Origin of the sequence: Oxalobacter formigenes (assembly GCF_002127965.1) — a bacterium.
Taxonomy (GTDB): domain Bacteria; phylum Pseudomonadota; class Gammaproteobacteria; order Burkholderiales; family Burkholderiaceae_D; genus Oxalobacter; species Oxalobacter formigenes.
Genome location: NZ_CP018787.1, coordinates 2,050,390 through 2,069,481, shown reverse-complemented (window position 1 = coordinate 2,069,481; position 19,092 = coordinate 2,050,390). Strand labels below are relative to the sequence as shown.

9 protein-coding genes are annotated in these 19,092 nt (G+C 49.0%); 7 read left to right on the top strand and 2 right to left on the bottom strand.

The window, feature by feature from the left end; genetic code table 11:
* Positions 1–449 precede the first annotated feature (449 nt).
* The 5 genes from BRW83_RS09725 (at position 450) to BRW83_RS09705 (ending at position 14,119) form a co-directional block, all read left to right on the top strand.
* Entirely contained in the window at positions 450–1,628 is a 1,179-nt protein-coding gene (locus tag BRW83_RS09725) for a dsDNA nuclease domain-containing protein (RefSeq protein WP_005879699.1), read from the top strand.
* Positions 1,625–2,104, top strand: a complete 480-nt coding sequence (locus BRW83_RS09720; protein WP_036602569.1) for a hypothetical protein — start codon at positions 1,625–1,627, stop codon at positions 2,102–2,104. The genes BRW83_RS09725 and BRW83_RS09720 overlap by 4 nt, the downstream gene beginning before the upstream one ends.
* Positions 2,104–3,867 (top strand): AAA family ATPase, encoded by a 1,764-nt coding sequence (locus BRW83_RS09715; protein ID WP_005879700.1) that lies wholly within the window; start codon positions 2,104–2,106, stop codon positions 3,865–3,867. The genes BRW83_RS09720 and BRW83_RS09715 overlap by 1 nt, the downstream gene beginning before the upstream one ends.
* Positions 3,868–4,116: 249 nt before the next feature.
* The gene (locus BRW83_RS09710; protein WP_005879701.1) at positions 4,117–12,786 is read left to right on the top strand and encodes an autotransporter outer membrane beta-barrel domain-containing protein; all 8,670 of its coding nucleotides are present in this window, start codon (positions 4,117–4,119) and stop codon (positions 12,784–12,786) included.
* 160 nt (positions 12,787–12,946) lie between these two features.
* Positions 12,947–14,119, top strand: a complete 1,173-nt coding sequence (locus BRW83_RS09705) for a tail fiber protein (RefSeq protein WP_005879702.1) — start codon at positions 12,947–12,949, stop codon at positions 14,117–14,119.
* A gap of 245 nt (positions 14,120–14,364) precedes the next feature.
* Here BRW83_RS09705 and BRW83_RS09700 read toward each other — a convergent pair whose 3' ends face one another.
* Positions 14,365–15,021: a thiamine diphosphokinase gene (locus BRW83_RS09700; RefSeq protein ID WP_005879703.1), complete on the bottom strand. Its 657-nt coding sequence runs from the start codon at positions 15,019–15,021 to the stop codon at positions 14,365–14,367.
* The gene (pnuC, locus tag BRW83_RS09695) at positions 15,018–15,584 is read right to left on the bottom strand and encodes a nicotinamide riboside transporter PnuC (RefSeq protein WP_005879705.1); all 567 of its coding nucleotides are present in this window, start codon (positions 15,582–15,584) and stop codon (positions 15,018–15,020) included. Before pnuC ends, BRW83_RS09700 begins: the two co-directional genes overlap by 4 nt.
* Positions 15,585–15,886: 302 nt before the next feature.
* Here pnuC and phrB point away from each other — a divergent pair, with 302 nt between their 5' ends.
* Together phrB and BRW83_RS09685 are read left to right on the top strand one after the other, a co-directional pair.
* The gene (gene phrB, locus BRW83_RS09690; protein WP_005879706.1) at positions 15,887–17,383 is read left to right on the top strand and encodes a deoxyribodipyrimidine photo-lyase; all 1,497 of its coding nucleotides are present in this window, start codon (positions 15,887–15,889) and stop codon (positions 17,381–17,383) included.
* Positions 17,384–17,641: 258 nt separating this feature from the next.
* Positions 17,642–19,075 (top strand): phage tail protein, encoded by a 1,434-nt coding sequence (locus BRW83_RS09685; protein ID WP_005879707.1) that lies wholly within the window; start codon positions 17,642–17,644, stop codon positions 19,073–19,075.
* The last annotated feature ends 17 nt before the right edge of the window (positions 19,076–19,092 follow it).

The following is a 19,092-nucleotide window of genomic DNA, read 5'->3' as shown; positions in this document are numbered from 1 at the left end:
TAGCCAGGGGTATATTCAGTACCACTATCCAGTGTTTACGAGCTAATCAACAAAAACGATTATGTTTTGTTGGAAGCTTTTTCATTTTGTTTTTGCACATAAAAATGTGCGACCGCCGCAACCAACGAAGCGGTAGATTACACCGCAACGTTGGCGAACGTCGGTAGCACGGTATCGGTTGCTAACCGAGATAGGAAATAGGAGATTATTCAGACCCCCAGAGCCGCTTCCATACGGCTCCGTTCATGAATTTACTTGATTGGATAGTTTATTGCAAGAAAGACGTTTGTAAATTGAACAGTTTGTTATCGGTATAGGTAAAAATACAAGAAAAATAGCAGATGAATCATAGAAATAGTTCAGATTTAATGCTAGTCTTTATAAGAACATGTGATGGGCAAAACAGATGCCTTTAGTAACCTTTCTTCATAAAATACTTGTATTGTCATATGACAAAACTAATCAAGTTGCATGAAATTGAGCCTAGAGAAAACAATGGGCGAGATACGATTGCACGCTTTAGAGCTCAATTTCGCGCGGCAAGTATTGCATGCCTATCTATCCTTAATGGAAAAGACACTGATCGTGTGTACTGTGATTATCATGATGATTTTGTAGTTAGAAAAAAATCGGCAGATAATTTTACATATGATTTCTATCAAGTTAAAACAAAAGCAAAAAGAAACTATCAATGGTCAGTTTCGGATATTCTTGCTCTTAATGAGAGAAAACAACAAAAAAATAAAAGAACATTGGAAGGTGTACGTGATAGCTTTGTAGGTAGGTTAATCATACATTCAATAAATTTTGAGGACACATGTAATAAAGTAACATTTATGACAAATGTCCAACTAAAAGATGCGGTTGAAAACATCATAAGTGAACTAGAAAGTGATTCATTTGAAAATAAACATCTTAAATTCATAGTTGATAATTTCAATGATGTATTTGAAATAAAAAATCCTATTACTGTTGATGTCATTGAGAAACATCTCAAAAAGTTAGTTTTTATGCCTGGGGTTTCGTATCTTGATCCTGACTCTACTGGGCTGACAGAAGAGGCTAGAAGTGCTATATATCATTATAGTGAAATTGATCTTACTCAGTCAGAAATTGAAAAAATTATTAAAAATTTAATTGATCTTGTTGAAAAGAAGTCATTTGCAAGAATAAATGATATTTCTGAAGTAGAACTTGATAATAAAGCGGGAATAGGAATAGATGATTTACTTACAATTTTAAGTATATCAAAGAATGCTTATTACTCATTATCTAATGGTGGTGATACGAAAGCCTTAAAAAATGCTTCGATTTTATATAGGAAGTTAAAAGAATCTGGTGCTGATGAAGAAATGATCAATTTTTGCGCGGAACAAAAAGTTAATTGGGATGTGTGGGTCAGGGAAAAACGTAATATTATTGCTGAATTTGAGTTTAATTTTATGATGGCTAGTCTATCTAGAATTTGTAAAAAATGGCATCAAAACTATTATAATCTGGATATCTTGAAAAAAGAAATCGAAGAGCTACATATTGATTTGTTAGATAAAAAAATAGATGAATCAATAACGGTAAGTTTACTTCTTGGAGGATTTTTTTCAGTATTGGTGCGTGGAGAGGCTCGATGAAATTTGATGAATTTTTTTCATTAGCAAAGAACTTAAATATTAGCAGTTTTGGCTCATTAGAGTATGAAAATAGAGAATCTTCTTTGTTAAGTAACGAGGTGCTTTTTCATTTGCCATTCATAGCTATGGTGATACTTATAATTTCTACAGCAAAATCAAAACCACGCTATACAGAAATCGGACAACTAGTTGGTGAGTGCCTTGAACGTACATTGGTTGGATTTAAAGGAAAAAGTCAGTATTTAGGATGGTCTGCTAATTTGAGAATAAGAACTGTTCGAGCATTGACTTTTCTTGAAGCTGCAGAATTAATTGATATTGATGATATTTCTAAAATAATTTCTTCTACAAAAAAAGGAAAAAAAGTTCTTAATGCCGCAAAAAGAGATACAAACAATTTATCTCTTACTTTAATGATGGTCCAACGTAATTATCGTAATATCAGAACTGAGAAACAAATCGAATTGGGGATTTAATGAAACTGTTAAGCTTACGTGTTAATCCGCGTGGTGAACATGGGTGGAAATCAGAGATATTAAATTTTGGCAGTGATATTACTTTTCTATATGCTCCAAATGGAAGAGGTAAAACGCCTATAATTTTGTCTATTGTATTTTGTTTAGGATATCCTATAAAATTCCGTGAAGATATATCAGAAAAATGTGAATCTGTATCACTAGTCTTTGAAAATAAAGAAAAAATATATTCTTTAACAAGAGTAATTGATAGAAATTTCTTTGTGAGTGTCATTCAAAATGATAATGAAATTATTGAATTTGACACTGAGTCTGAATACTCGAAATTTATATTCAATATTGCCGGTATTGAATATTCAAATCTTATTTCTACATCTAATAAAAAAACACAACCTTATTTATCAACATTTCTACCATTATTCTATCTTGACCAAGATTATGGATATCAGGAATATTATAAAACCGCGCAAGCAAATTTCATTAAGGATCAATTTTCAGAAATGTTTCGTTTGGCTCTAGGATTTTTGCCAAAAAATTCATTTGATAGTAAAAAAAATTTACTGAAACTCAATGAAACATTAAAGATGCTTGATGAAAGTATTGTAAATATAAGAGGAATGATTGAAAATATTGAAATTAATATAAATGATAATAAAACAGAAAAGTATTTAGCTGATGAAATTGAAAAAAGACGCGAAGATTTAAGTAAATTGAGAACAACTCGAGATATAAAGGGAAGCGTATTAAATAATCTTGAGGAATTATTAGTTTCAAAGTATTCTGATGTTAAGAATGTGCAAAAACAAATCTATAGCTATCAATCTAGAGTTAATGGTATAGAAAGAATAAAAAATGAAATTGAAGTGGAAATTGATACATTAAATTTAAATGAAGAATCTCGTAAATTGTTTGCTTCTTTTAAAGATATATGTAGTAATATAGATTGCAAATTATTTACCGTGAGTTCGGAATCTTATGCAAAGAATTTGTTATATTTAAAAGACCAAATAAAAGATCTTGAGTCGAATTCTCACTTTATTAATGAAAAAATCAAAGAATTATCCAATTTTTTAAATAATATTCAAAGTAATATTTCTGAGTTAGAAGAGCAGATTAGAAATATCGAATTAAGGGATGATATTAAATCGTTGGTAGATGTGATTGGAAGGTTGACAGAAGAAATCTTTGAGTTGGAGCGAGAACGAAAGTCTATTGAGGTGGTAAATAAATATAAAACATCTTATTTTAATAAAATTGTTGAAAGAGATAAAATATTAGATTTAATAGGTTCTATGTCTGCAAATGTTGGTGTTTCTGATATTGAATATACTAAAATAAGATTAAAATTTAAAGAGTTTATTATAAAGTGGTTAGATATATTAGGTACTAAAAACATTTCTCGTGATATAATTGTAGAGAATGATCTAAAAATTATATTTGGAAAAGAAAAAATTAATTCTATAAAGGGAAGCACAAAAGTAAGAGTAATATTAGCTGTTCGCGCTGCTTTTTTTGAGCTATATCTCAATGATAAAAATAGACAATTCCGTTTTTTAATATTGGATACGCCTAGGCAACATGAGATTCATGAAGAAGATATTAATAATTTTATGATTAATTTAAAAAATTTAGCTTCAGATAAAGATGCTCAGATAATATTTTCATCTACTTCTTATCATTATAATATTGATAATAATGATGAGAAATGGGAGCCTGCTTTTAATAGAGATAATACATCTATGTATTTAGGAAATTTAAATTAAATTTTTTATTTTTGGCTAAACAAAATAAATTTATTGCATTGTCAAAATTATACTTGGGTGAGTATTTTATTCTTTTATTATTTATTTTCGAGAGATTTAAAACCTTTTAAGTAGTTTAATAAATTTAACCCTTTTCTATTCTCCTGCCCCACCTCAACCCGCCCCGCCCCTTTCCTTGTCCTAAGTCTAGCCCTTCATTATCGGGAAGGTCGAAGATAAAGCTTCGTCCATCTACAAACTTCCTGAAAAATGAAACTACCCTCCGCGTCGTGCGTGGTGATCGCACTTTCTTTGGCTTTTCCGGCTTATGGTCAGATTTCGGTGCAGTCTGGTGACGATCTGGTCAGCGGGTATCTCAGCAAGGGGCAATACGACCTGAATCTTCTGGGAGATGTTTCCTGGAATACGGCGTTTACGTATGCTTCAACGAACACGAATAACCTGAAAATCAACGGGAACGGGCACAAGATCACGTTCGGGCCGGCGACGGGGGTTTATTTTTACTTCAGCCGCAATAACGGGTCTCTGGCGATTAATGACGCGGTGGTCGAGACGCAGACGTTTGCCGGGGTGCGAGATTCGCTTTTCTGGATCGGCTCGGCAGGGATTACGACGAATTTCGATTTCAACGGGACGACTTTCCAGAATATCGGACCGACGAATTTCAACCTGTATGCCTCGGGCAATTATGGCCCGATCATTTCGCAGCGGGTGAACAGTGTCACGAATATCGACGGGGGTGCGAAAGGGGTCGTTTTCAAGGGAAATCATGGTCTGGCCGACCAGTCGGGGACAATCGGGATCAGTTCGGGGACGATGAATTTTTTGAATAATGTCACGTTCGATTCGAACTGGGGGGCCAATTACAGCGGGGCGATGGCGATTTATCCGGATGCGGCGCCGACGGTGAATTTCAACGGGACGACGCTGTTCAATAATAACCATACGGGTCATTACGGCGGCGCGATCGATATGTGGGGCGGGAACGGGACGCTGGTGTTCAATGGGGACACGAGTTTCACGAACAATTACACCTACAGCATTATGGGGGCGACGCAGGATTTCCCGAACCATTACACTGACCGCAGCGCCAGCGGCGGGGCGATTCATATGGGGTTTATCGCTTCTGCCGGGACAACGGGAACGTCGATTACGTTTAATGGCGACGCCACGTTTGACGGCAATTTCGTCAATGACCTGAAAACCACGGCCTACAATAATGCGCAGGGCGGGGCTATCGGTTTGAACCAGTCGAGGGAAGCAGGTACTCACAATTACAATCTGTTTATGAACGGGCATTCGACGTTCAATAACAATTATGTTTATTCCTTGAACGGCAGTGGATACGGTGGCGCGATTTTCCTGAATGCGCAGGGCGGTTCCGCCAATATTGCAGGGGCAGCTGAATTCACGAATAACTCCGCCAAGACGCTGGGCGGGGCGATTTACATCCGTAAAGGGTCGTTGAATATCAATGCGAACACGGGCGATATCGTATTCAGGGGGAATCGTCAGGGGTCGACTTTCGTGTCTGAAAACAGGACGCTGGATACGGGCAACTCTTATGCCTTCTACAAGCCGGTCGAGGGAACGGGCACGCCGAATGCGATTTACTGGGAAACGTCCAATACGCTCAACCTTGACGGGTCGCAGGGCAATGCAATCCGTTTTTACGACCCGCTGTCGCTGGTTGCCGGTGGCACGCTGACGCTTAACCAGAACGGCACGGGCGAGACGGCTTTTTATGGGGATAACGGGGTCTCGACGGCTTACGATACGGATATCAACGTCAATACGACAGTCAACGGCGGCACGTTTACGGTGGCTGACGGGGTAAAGTATGGGCGGACGACGTTCGGCACGTTCGACCTGAAGAGCGGAGCAACGCTGAAAGGGGAAAATTCCGGGACGCTGAAGGTGGCGACGTTGAATCTCAACAATGGAACCTCTCTGGATGTGGAAGGCGGCACGCTGATGCTGGATTCCGCGGCTATTGCGCTGGGTAATGCCGTGAACGGAACGGTGAATCTGACGGGGTATGGCACGCTGAATTCATCCAGTGCATTGAAAGCGGCTTATGCAGGGACGAGCGTTAATGCGACGATCGGGCTCGATAGCAGTGGCAATGCAGAAGAGCTGAGGCTGGAAGCACCCATTAGCGGGACGGCGAAACTGGTCAAGAACGGAGCAGGCACGCTGTTGTTGCCGACCGTACAGGGCTATACCGATGGGACGGTTGTGAATGCCGGAACGCTGGTGTTGACGGAAAACGGGACGCTGGGCAGTGGTTCTGCAACGGTGAATGCGAACGGCACGCTAGAAATCGACAGTCCTGCAAGTGGGAATGTCAGTTTCGGCAATGCGCTGCTTGGGACGGGGTTGCTGAAGGTGGGACTGGCTTCGGGGACGAACACGTTTGACTTTGCCAGTTCGGCAGGCACGGCGTTTGCCGGGACGGTCGAGTTGAATGACGGTACGTTCAGTTTGTCGGGAACGAATACGGCGGTGCTCGGCAATTCGACGTTGCGGCTGAATGCGGGCAGTACGACGAACGTCGGGGCGGGGACGCAGGCGGTTGGCAATATGGAGTTGAACGGCGGATTGCTGCGGTTCCCGAATTTGCCGACCGGCGTGATCCAGACGGGTGTGCTGAATCTGGGCTCGGGAACGGTTCAGGTCAATGCGGACACGTCGGCCATTTCGGCGAAACCGCTTTTGCAGCAGGATGATGGCAATACGAACCAGCTTTTGATCGGTGCGAATACGGTACAGGGTTCGGCCTCGAATCTGGTCTTGCAGGATTTGTCGGGATCGGTTTCAGGCACGGTCCAGTCGAATGTCCAGCAGGACGGTAATACGGTAGCGGTTGCCAGTTATGCGTATGGTTTGACGAGCGTGTCGGATTCGCCGGGCAATAACGGGCTGTTTACGAGTTACCGGCTGACGCAGCTGGATTTGCAAAACAACCGGACGCTGACTCTGTCGGGGGATGCGACAACGCCTGCGGGGGCGAACGACATGAAGGCGAAGATTACCGGAAGCGGCAATCTTGCCATTGACGCGACCGGCACGATCATTCTTGCGAACGCCAATAACGATTATTCCGGCAATACCTCGGTCAATACGGGTACGCTGCAATTGGGAACCGATCATGCACTGGGCAATACCAGCCTCCTGACGATCGCCGACGGTGCCAGCACGGATATCAATGGCAAGACGCAAACGGTCGACTCGCTGGTCGGGGCGGGCAGTTTGAACGTCAATGGCGGGAATCTGACGGTTTCCAATGGAGGGTATTTCAGTGGCGTCATGAGTGGCAATGCAGGGGCGTTGACTCTTGCAGGGGGTGACCTGATTTTGTCGGGAGCCAATACCTTTACCGGCACGACGACGCAGACTTCCGGCCTGTTGCAGATCGGCAGTGGCGGCACGTCCGGCAGTTATGCGGGCAATATTGTTGCCGGTGGCACGGTGGCGTTCAACCGCAGCGACAGTTCGGAGTATGGCGGGGTGATCAGTGGCGACGGCAATCTGGTCAAGAGTAGCACCGGAACGCTGACGCTGACGGGCAACAATACTTATGGCGGTGGTACACAGATCAATGCCGGAACGCTTGCCGTGGGCAATGGCGGGACAAGCGGCAGCATTGCAGGCGATGTCACCAATAACGGCAAGCTGGCGTTCAACCGCGGTGACGACATCACTTTTGGCGGCGTGATTACCGGAAGCGGCAGTCTGGACAAGTCAGGCAACGGAAAGCTGACCCTGACAGCGGAGAACGCTTATGCGGGCACCACTGTTGTCAATAACGGCACACTGGCCTTGCTGCAGGAAAATGCGGCCGGAACCGGCACGATCTCGCTGGCCGATACGACGACACTTCAGCTCGGATTCAATAACGGGGTTTTCGACAATTCCATTTTCGGTTTTGCCGGATCGACCGTTTCCGTGCTGGGCAGCAATATCACGCTGGGTGTAAGCAATCCGGTTTTTTCCGGTACATGGAATGTTACGGGCAGCGCCAATATCAGCACACCGGGCAATCTGGGGAATGGCAGCGTTTCGCTTGCTGGCGATTTGAACCTGAACGCGCAAGCGGGGAATTATGCATTCAACAATGCCTTGTCCGGAGCGGGCGACCTGAATGTGACGATGGCTTCCGGCAGCGATGTGTTCAGTTTCAGTAATGCGGCGAATAACGGATTTACCGGAACGCTCTCGCTTGGCAAGAGTTCGTTTGGATTGTCCGGTGCGAATACGCAGGTTCTGGCGAATGCTTCCCTGCAGTTGAATAACGGGAACGTGACAACGGTCGGGGATGGAGAACAGGCGATCGGCAACCTGAACCTGAACGGGGGCAGCCTGGCATGGGATGGCTTTACGACTCCGGAAGAAAATCCGAACGGCACGATCAGCACGAATAATCTTGCCTTGAACGGCGGCCAGATACGGGTGGACATGTCGGCGGCAGGGGAAAGCAATCCGCCTGCGTCTGGCGGTTCCAAGCTGTTGCAGCAGGACGACGGGAACGTGTCGTCGAAACTGATTTCTGCCGGTCATGTGACGGGCGATATCAGCAATATCCAGCTGGCCGACCTGAACGGCAATGCACTGGCGGCAAATCAGGTGGTCGGGGTCGTCGAAAACAACGTCAAGGTGGCGGACGCTTCCTACAATTACGGTTTGACAACCGGCAGCGGGAACGATGGTGTGTATCTCAATTATGGCCTGACGCAGCTGGATATTCTGGCGAACCAGACATTGACGTTCTCGGGTGACGAGACGACCCCTGACGGTGCCAACGACATGAAGGCCAAGATCACGGGAAGCGGCAATCTGGCGATCAATGCGACCGACAAGATTATCCTCGCCAATACGACTAACGACTATACCGGCAGCACGACGGTCAATAGCGGAACCCTGCAATTGGGTACTGATCATGCGCTGGGCAATACCAGCCTGCTGGATATCGCGGCCGGAGCCACGATGGATATGAACGGCAAGACACAGACGGTCAGGGCTTTGGGTGGTGCGGGTAGCCTGAACGTCAATAGCGGGAATCTGACGGTTTCAAACGGCGGAGACTTCGGTGGTGTTATCGCAGGGGATACGGGAACGGTCGATCTGACAGGAGGAACGCTGACTCTGACGGGGGAAAATACCTTTACGGGTGCGACAACAGTCGCGTCGGGAAGCTTGCAGATAGGCAATGGCGGCACAACGGGCAGTTATGCGGGCAACATCGCCAATGAAGGTTCGGTCATTTTCAACCGGAGTGACGATATCGCTTACGGCGGTGTGGTCAATGGCAGTGGGAACCTCGTGAAGGATGGTAACGGAACGCTGACCCTGACCGGGGTCAACGCCTATACGGGTGGGACGGAAGTGAATGCCGGGACGCTTCAAATCGGGGATGGCGGAACAAACGGCATCATTATCGGCGATATTGCAAATGCCGGTGGAGTCGTTTTCAACCGGAGCGACGATATCGCTTTTGGCGGCGTCATCAGCGGCAACGGAAGCATGAGCAAAGAGGGCAATGGCGTCCTGACACTGACGGCCGACCAGACTTATACCGGCACGACGTCGGTCAATGCGGGAACGCTTGCGATCGGCAATGGCGGAACGGGCGGAAGCATTACGGGCGATATCGCCAATGCGGGCAGTGTCGTTTTCAACCGGAGTGACAATCTGGCCTACGGTGGTGTCATCAGCGGGACGGGACAGGTGGAACAGGCCGGTAACGGTACACTCACCCTGACCGGAAACAATACGTATGACGGCGGTACGCAGGTCAGCGACGGGACGCTTCGTTTGACGGGAGCGGGAACGCCCGGCAGCGGAACGGTCAATATCGCGTCGCAGGGAACCCTGCTGGTCGATAGTCCGAACGGGAATGCCTATACGTTCAATAACCGGCTCGAAGGTGACGGGCAATTGCAGGTTGCGATGGGTTCTGAAACGGATACGTTCGATTTCGCTTCCGGCGCAGGCAGCCGTTTCACCGGCAAGATGAATTTCGACAAGGGGAGCATGACGCTGGGCGACGCGAACACGGCCGCGCTGTCACAGGCGACGCTCGATCTGGGCGAAAACGCGACCGTCACGATGGATGGAGACCGGACGATCGGCAACCTGACTTTCGGTGGTGGCCAACTGAATACCACGCTCAAAAACGGCACGAACGTCAATGTGCTGACGGTCGGTTATCTGGATGTGAATGCGGATGATTCTCCAGCGGTACCGGGAACGGTGAATTATGTGGGGGGCACCCTGAATCCGGAACCGGACAGAAGCGGCAATCTTTTGCTGCAGGGGGATATCAACGCGAATAACAGTATTGCCATTGTCAGGGCGGATTCGGTCAGTTCCGTGGGAACCCAGCTGGAACTCCTGATGGATGGTGTTGCCCCGCAGGACAAGACCGTCGTGACGACGGACGGTTTCGGAAACGATGACTTGCGCGCGACGTATGGGTATATGGCTGTTATTACGGACAAGAAGGCCGACAATATGACGGGGCTCTTCGGTGGTTATGTCCTGAAGACGCTGGAAAGCCAGACGAACGCGATACTGGATTCGACGACGGCTCCTGACGCAAACTTCGGTGCGAAACTGACCGGGGCGGGCAATTTCGAGTTCCGGGCGAACGACAATAGCATTACGCTGGTCAATGCCGCCAACGATTACGGCGGCCAGACAACCGCAGCGAGCGGGACGCTGAATATGGGCACGAACAATGTATTCGGCCAGACCAGCGCGCTGAACATCAAGAACAGCGCTACGGTCAATATGAACGGCCATACGCAGACGGTTGGTGAATTGAACGGGGAGGACGGATCGACACTCGATCTGGGTGGAGGTTCACTGACGGTGACGGCAGGCGGAAACAGTAACGGCATCCTTTCCGGAGCGGGTAACCTGCATCTGACCGGCGGGACGCTGGTCGTTGCCAACGCCAATGAAAACCTTTCCGCTGCCGTGGATATCCAGAGCGGGGTAACTGCCCAACTGTTGTCGACCAAAGGGCTGGGGTCGGGTGACATCAGTCTGGCAGGACAGCTTCAGTTCTCCGGTGCGCAGGGGACGCTGGCAAACCGGTTGAATGGGGCAGGAGCGGTGACACTTGCCGATGGCAGCAATATGAATTTCTCGGCAGACAATTCTGCTTTCTCGGGCAGTGTCAATATCGGGTCGGGCACGACGTTGTCCGCTTCTGCCGGTTCCCAGCTGGGAACGGCGACGGTTGCCAATAACGGGAATCTTGTGCTTCACAGCGATGGCGACTGGACATTCACGAATGCCATGAGCGGCTCGGGCAAACTGGTCAAGGAAGGCGATGGCATTATCCGCGTCAGTTCCGAATATGCCCATAGCGGTGGCACTGAAATCACGCACGGTTCGCTTGTCATGGACAATGCTGCCAGTGCACTGTCGGGAAGCGGGGACGTCAGGATTGCCGAAGGGGCCACACTGGCCGGTTACGGTTCGATCGGTGGCAGCGTCTTCAACTTCGGGACACTGGCGGTCGGAAACGGGTCGGAATTGCTGAGAAGCGCCACAACGGGGACATTGACGATTGCAGGCGGCCTGACCAATAGCGGGGCGATCCACCTCGGCGGTGCGGCTGTCGGGAACGTTCTCAGGGTACAGGGCAATTTTACCGGTGGGGGCACATTGATGCTCAACACGGTTTTGGGCGACGATACGTCGGCAACGGACAAGCTGGTTGTTGAAGGCAACACGTCCGGTTCGACAGCGGTGCTTGTGAACAACAAGGGAGGGCTGGGCGCCGATACGCATAACGGTATCCAGATCGTTCAGGTCGACGGCGCGTCTGACGGGAATTTTTATCTGGGCAGCCGTGTGGTTCAAGGGGCTTACGATTACCGCCTTTACAAGGGCAGTATCGACAATCCGGATGACGGGGATTGGTACCTGCGTTCCACGCGCAACGATCCGACGCCTGTGATCCGTCCGGAAATCGGGGCGTATCTGGCTAACCGCGATGCCGCGCAGACCATGTTCCGGCATACGCTGCACGACCGGATGGGGGAAAGTGCCTTCTCTGAAGGCAAGGTCGCCAGCAAAAACGCACCGGCTTTCTGGAGCTATGTGGAAGCCGGTTACGGCACGGGCCGTGCGGCAGGCCAGATCGAGCAGCGGCGCTGGAGCAACAAGGTTCAGGTCGGCGGTGATTTTTACCGGAGTACCGAAGATATCAATAACTGGCGTGTCGGTGCGATGGCCGGTTACGGGACGCTTCGAAGCCGCAGCCTGACTGACGGTCAGGCTTACCGGGCGGACAGTGACCTGACCGGTTACAACGCGGGACTGTATGCCACCTGGTTTGCCGATGGCAAGGCAGGAGCGGACGGCCCATATCTGGATGGCTGGATACAGCACGGCTGGTTCAGGAACAAGGTGAAAGGTGACGAGCTGGCCGAACAGCGGTACAACAGCCGGGCATGGAGTGGATCGGTCGAGGGCGGCTGGACGTTCAACGCCTGGTCGACCAATGATTACCGTTTCTATGTCCAGCCTCAGGTGCAGGTCATCTACACCCGTTATCACGGTAATGACGTCATTGAAAATAATGGAACGGTCATTGAAAACAGCCATGAAGACGGGATTTCGACCCGTCTGGGCGCGCGTTTCTTCGGGAACGGTACCGGTGCCGGCAGCCGCTGGCAGCCTTATGCGGAGCTGAACTGGTTGCATAACAATAAAGCGTCGACGATCCGTATCGGGGACGAAAGTTTCGATTCGGCTTTGCCGAAGAACGTCGCCGAGCTAAAGGCCGGGTTTGAGGTCGTTTTAAATAAAAATACCAATGCATGGGCGCAGGTTCGCATGCAGAAAGGGGAAGACAATTACAAGAGCGTCGGTGGTCTGGCTGGCATTAAGGTAAGCTGGTAAGTCAAAACCGTTTGCCAGTAAACGATTGTGAAAGATTCAAGCTGACCGAAATTTTTTTGCACGTTATTATTTCACTGACGCCCATATTGCGTCCAATATTGAAACTTTTAAGACCTCTCTTCTGTGAAGAGGGGTCTTTTTTTATGGAGAAAAGAAAGAGATGACAAAACTGCCGGAAAAAGGACTCTTGTCGGGTTCGAAAACACCTCATACGACAACAGGAGAAATGAAAGAAGCCCTCGGAAGACTGAGGGATTACCTGAATGAGCTGCTGGGGGAAGACAGTGCCGACAAGGAAACTGCGCGTCAGGCACTCGGAATCGACCTGAAAGTGCTGAGCGACAAAATAGAAGCCAAAGCTGATCAGGAAACCCTCGAAGAAACGATGAAAAACAAGGTTGACCAGACCCTGTTTGAAAGCAAGACAGACGAACTGGAACAGGAGATTGCCAAAAGAGGAACGCCTGTCGGAACCATAGAATTTTTTGCCATGACAACACCCCCGGCAGGCTATCTCAGGGCCGATGGGGCTGAAGTGGGAAGGGAAACCTGGCCTCAACTCTTTGCCGCTATCGGGACGACGTTCGGTGCCGGAAATGGGGAAACGACATTCAATCTGCCGGATCTGGCCGGACGTTTCGCACAGGGTAGTATGACGCCGGGACAGAAGATTGAGGCGGGGTTGCCGAACATCACCGGTACGATAAACAATCCGTCTCCGGCAGACACGGCATTTACGTTCGGAGGAGAGTGGCCGATTGCGGGAACGTCTAATCCGGGGGCTTTGACATCGAAAGGAAATCTAACCAACAAGGCCATTGCCGAAAGCAGCTGGACAGGCGGGAGCGTTCTGGGTTCGATTAGTTTCGACGCTGGCCGTTCCAATTCGATTTATGGTGCATCTGCTACCGTTCAGCCACCTGCGTTGACCTTGTTACCCTGCATCAAGGCTTTCGATGCAGTGACTGATCCCGGCCTGATCGATATTACCGGCCTTGCCAATGAGTTGGCAGCTCATAAACATGTCACAGAGACGTATAACGACGGCACCAATTGGTATCGGAAATGGTCCGACGGCTGGCTTGAACAGGGCGGCTTCTCGGGACCTTTTACCAGTGCATATGGCCGTATCACGCTCTCAAGGCCTTATGCTGATACTGATTATAATGTGCAACTCACACCAACCGGTCGTCCTTACGGGACACCGCCAACAGTGTTGCTCGATGGAAATAACGACAAGAACATGACGACTACCGGTTTTTATGTAGGAGGGAATGATTGGGTCAGCGGATATGTCAAATGGTATGCCTGTGGTCAGGGAACGCAATCATGAACGGATAAAGTCAAAGAACAATCATGAACTGTAAAACCGGAATTTGCCAAATTCCAGTGATCTTGGGGAAACTGGAAGCATGACCGGAACAAGCTCAAGGTCACCGGCGACGATTGCGAATTCGAGCGTGTGAATGAATCCGGTTTTACAGGCTGGCGGCAGAATAAAAGAATGCTGTTGTCCGGTCTGGCATTCTGCCGGTTCAAAACAGCGAAATGAGTGTTTCTGACATAGAGAGAAGAAGCCTAGATCGCCTCCGTGAATGTACGGTAAACGATCGTTTTGCCCGATACACGCAGCGTAAAGGTATCGTTTAACGATTCGTTCAGCGTGGCCTGCCACCAATTGGTGAAGACGGCGCCATTGAAACCGTATTTCAGGTTTTCGCTGCTCATGGGGGCTTGCTCGATGGAGAAAATGGATACCTGTTGTCCGGGCCAGCTTTCGAAAGTCGCCTCTTCGGAAATGGCATTCATCACGCCGTAGTCTGATACCATCCATACTTCCCGCGTGATGTCGAGGTAGTCCGCAAGCAGGCTGATGTTGGCGATGGTGTGATCCTCGCGGCCGCCGGTTGCCCCGAGGATCACCAGATCTTTCCAGCCCTGTTCCACACAATAGCGTACCGCCTTGGTCAGGTCATTCGATTCCTGTTCAGTAATCCGGCAAATCATGGAGGCGTATTGAATCCTGTCCTGTTCAGACAGCGAGTCACAGTCGCCGATAACGATGGTGGGCATGACATTGGCATTGAGAAGCTTTTTCAATGCACCGTCGCAACAGACGACAGGCCCGCCTGTTTCGAGTAATGAAAGTGGAACGGGATGAGTTGGAAATTGTCCGTTTGCGACGATGATGGCGTCTGGCGTAAGGTTTTTGCGGGGAAGAAGATAGTGTCTCATTCTGCCATTTTTTTCCAGTGAAAATACGCCGCGATGGAAGCGACGGCATAGACGGTATACATGAAGCCGGTGAAATAGAGCTGTGCAGAAGCATAGGCAAAGACGGAAATCACGTTTGCCACAATCAGCAGTATCCACTGCTGCACATACCGTTGCGTGAGCATCCACATCGCGACAAGGGACAGCGAGGTGATTAATGCGTCCACGATGAAAACGGTGCTGTCGGTTTGTTTCAGGATCAGCGACAGGGCTCCCCACAGTATGGCAACGGATGCGACCACCAGCGCATAGTGGACGGGGTTTCGCATATTGCGCAATGTGCCGGATTCCTGTGTTTTTTTATGCCAGACGAGCCAGCCGTATATTCCCATGATGATGTAGTACACATTGATTGCAGCGCCCGAATAGAATCCGCTCATGGAAAAGATGTACACATAAAAGGAGGCCATGAAGAGACCAGACGGCCACATCAGCATCGATGCCCTGTATTCAAAATACAGGTAGATCAGGCCGAAAATGGTTCCGGCCATTTCAATCCAGTGTGTTTGTAAAAATTCAGTCATGAAAATCGTTATCTGTCGCCATGACGGTACTGTGGTCGGGACCGGTTCTGTCAGGCAAGAGGTCTTCGAAAACAATTCTTTTCCTGTTGTCGTCATGGCAGGAAGGGGATCATTATAGTGTTTTCTTCAGCATTTAAGCTGAGCGTATGCATCCGGGTAATTTATATTCAATAGTTCTGTGCGTCATCTTCAGCCCTGTTCAGGTACAGAAGGGAATGATCGGGTCATTTATAAAAAATCATTCCCGGTTTGGTCAATAAGCGGTATATATGGCTCTTCCTGCCCGATATTGACTGTCATACATGAAAAAACAAGCCGGTAACCCGTCCCGAAAGCATCTTGTCTGGTTCCGTCAGGATTTGCGACTGACGGACAATAAGGCTTTGGCTGCTGCCTGCGAGGATAAGGATGCCACCGTTTACGCGCTTTTTACGGCACCGCTTTCACAATGGGAAGAACATGGTGTATCGGAGAGGCAGGTTGCTTTCATGCACAGGCATTTGGAAAAACTCTCGGAAGGTCTTGAAAGGATTGGTATCCCGCTGGTTTGCCATGTTTGCGGCAATTTCGATGATGCGGCCCGTTTCGTCATCGATTTTTGCCGTCGCGAGCAAATCGATGACGTGTTTTTCAACAATCAGTATGAATTGAACGAGCAGCGACGGGATCGCTGGCTGGAAGACAATTTGCCACAAGAGACGTCCCTGAACCGGTATGACGATTGCCTGCTGTTGCCGCCGGGTGCGGCGAATAACCGGCAGGGCGAGATGTACAGGGTGTTCACACCGTTCAAACGGACTTTTCTGGAAAAATTGGGGTCAGCCGATACGGGCAGTTTGCCGCAACCGGAGCGGCGTCTTCATGTTACCCGGATCAAGGGGTCTTCTTCGCCATTTTTTCCATATGAAAAAGTATCCTTCGGGGCGGAATATACGCCTGGGGAAGAGGCTGCGATCGCATTGCTGGAGAATTTCTGCAGGGAGAAAGTACACGATTACGACAAGACGCGCGATCGTCCCGATCTGGACGGGACAAGCCGTGTGTCCGCTTACCTTGCTATCGGTGTCCTGTCTCCCCGCCAGTGCCTGAATGCGTTGCTTGCGGAAGTGCCCGATGCCATCTGGCAATCGAAAGGGGGTGGCGCTGTCTGGTTGAATGAACTTGTCTGGCGCGAATTTTATTATCATCTGATTGCCGCTTTTCCCCGCCTGTGCCGTTATGAACCTTTTCTCGAGTGGACGGATCGTATCGTCTGGAATGCGAACGAGGCGGATTTCAGGGCGTGGGTGGAGGGCAGAACGGGTTATCCGATTGTCGACGCCGCGATGCGGGAATTGAAGGAAACCGGATGGATGCACAATCGGCTGAGGATGATTGTGGCGAGTTTTCTGGTGAAAGACCTGCTCGTCGACTGGCGCAAGGGAGAACGCTATTTCATGTCGCAACTGATTGACGGCAATCTGCCTGCCAATAACGGCGGGTGGCAATGGTCGGCTTCAACGGGTGTGGACGCCATGCCATGGTTCCGCATTTTCAATCCGGTGACTCAGGGACAGAAATTCGATCCGGCAGGCCATTATGTCCGTCGTTGGCTCCCTGAATTGAAAGACGTTCCGGAAGGCGATATTCATACCCCTCAGCTTTGGGCGAAAAAGAATCATGTCGTCCTCGATTATCCCGATCCGGTCGTGGATCACAGACAAGCCCGTGAAAAAACCCTGAACGCGTTCAATGCTGTCCGGCAAAAAGCCGGTGGCAACGACAGACCGGACAGCGGCAGGCAGGGTGGCTGGCAGTGAAAACAATGAGATATGAAATGCAAGATCCGTTCAGGGTTTTTATTGGTTTCAATTACTTTCCATAAACCTCTTCCCGTGTATAAACCCCGGTTTCGGGAATGTCTGCCCGGTGTTGTATTTTGGAAATATTTCTGTTGCACGGGCTGACCGAAAAATTTCCGTGAAGTAATATTTCTCTGCGGCAATAAGTGCGTCCGCTTAACGACTTGACAGACCTCATCTTGCAAAAGGTGGGGTCTTTTTTTATGGAGAAATGATATGTCTGCAACAGAAAATACAATACCAGAAAACCAGTTCAAACCCTTTGCCACCGGCGCCAATGCCATCGTCCAGACACAGGAAGAATACGAGAAATCGATCGCCCTGAAAGAAGGCTTCCGAAAAGGCCTTGCAAGATCCAACGAAGTCAACAAGGCCCTGCGGCAAGCCACCAGCATTGCCGCTGCCGTTGCCGGATTTACCGCTGAAAAAAGCGAACAGGACATCCTCGATAATGGCGACATCGATACCTTGAAACAGCACTTTGAAACCGCCATCCGCACCATCAGTTCTACTCTTGCCGCCGAAGCGCAGGGAGAAGCCGATGCCCTGACCGCCACCTTCACCCCCATATTGAAACACCTTGCTTCCGGAAAAACCGTCCTCGTACGCGCAAAACAGAAAAACACCAGTAAAACCCCAAGCTTTCAGGCCGACCAGACCGGAGCAAAAGAAATCGTCAAAGGCAACAACCTGCCACTGGAAGAAGGCGACATCGCCGGAGCCGGGCACTGGCTCGAACTGCAATATGACGAGGCACTCGACAAATGGGTACTCCAAAACCCCGCCAAAGGAATCAGCCCGCTAAACGGTGTCCCCATCGGAACCATCGAATACTTCGCCATGCCAACCCCGCCAGCAGGCTACCTGAAGGCAGACGGAAGGGCAGTGGGGAGGGAAACCTATGCTGAACTCTATGCCACCATCGGTACCACCTTCGGAGAAGGGGATGGACAAACCAGCTTCAACCTGCCGGATCTGATTGACCGGTTTGCGCAGGGGAGCCGCACACCCGGGCAGAAGGTGGAGGCGGGGTTGCCGAATATAAAAGGTGAATTTGAAAGAGTACCATCAGCTACGCCACCGTTTTTTAACGGTGCGTTTGAAATTGCTGGCAATGATCTTAGCCTCGGCGGTGATAGTCGCGCGGTTAATGCTCGCCGCTGTAGTTTTGACGCCTCCCGTTCAAATCAAATCTACGGCGCTTCCGACACCGTCCAGCCGCCCGCATTGACCTTGCTCCCATGCATCAAGGTTTTCGACGCTGCCAGCAATCCCGGCCTGATCGACATTACCGGACTGGCGAATGAAGTGGATGGAAAACTGGACAAGGTCATCGACAGCAAACCGATCAGGTATGTCGTCGATGCCTATAGCGACGGCACGAACTGGTACCGGAAGTGGTCGGACGGGTGGCTGGAGCAGGGCGGGGTAATAAATACAGCGCCTGCGAATGAGATTGTTACATTAACGTTTTTAAAACCGTACTCTTCCAAGGCCTACAGCATATTGAAAAACATCGGCGGAAATACGTCTGCATATCAATTTGATGGCTACTCAAGTTTTTATAGTTTGACAACAACATCAGCTAAAACCAACAATGCGAAAATATTTATCGATACGCGCTGGTACGCATGTGGTCAGGGCGCGTAATCATGGCTGAAATACAA

Excerpts from the sequence above, each read along its gene's own strand:
- BRW83_RS09720 (WP_036602569.1), top strand. The coding sequence starts at position 1,625 with ATGAAATTTGATGAATTTTTTTCATTAGCAAAGAACTTAAATATTAGC.
- BRW83_RS09725 (WP_005879699.1), top strand. The coding sequence starts at position 450 with ATGACAAAACTAATCAAGTTGCATGAAATTGAGCCTAGAGAAAACAAT.
- BRW83_RS09715 (WP_005879700.1), top strand. The coding sequence starts at position 2,104 with ATGAAACTGTTAAGCTTACGTGTTAATCCGCGTGGTGAACATGGGTGG.
- phrB (WP_005879706.1), top strand. The coding sequence starts at position 15,887 with ATGAAAAAACAAGCCGGTAACCCGTCCCGAAAGCATCTTGTCTGGTTC.
- BRW83_RS09705 (WP_005879702.1), top strand. The coding sequence starts at position 12,947 with ATGACAAAACTGCCGGAAAAAGGACTCTTGTCGGGTTCGAAAACACCT.
- pnuC (WP_005879705.1), bottom strand. The coding sequence starts at position 15,584 with ATGACTGAATTTTTACAAACACACTGGATTGAAATGGCCGGAACCATT.
- BRW83_RS09685 (WP_005879707.1), top strand. The coding sequence starts at position 17,642 with ATGTCTGCAACAGAAAATACAATACCAGAAAACCAGTTCAAACCCTTT.
- BRW83_RS09700 (WP_005879703.1), bottom strand. The coding sequence starts at position 15,021 with ATGAGACACTATCTTCTTCCCCGCAAAAACCTTACGCCAGACGCCATC.
- BRW83_RS09710 (WP_005879701.1), top strand. The coding sequence starts at position 4,117 with ATGAAACTACCCTCCGCGTCGTGCGTGGTGATCGCACTTTCTTTGGCT.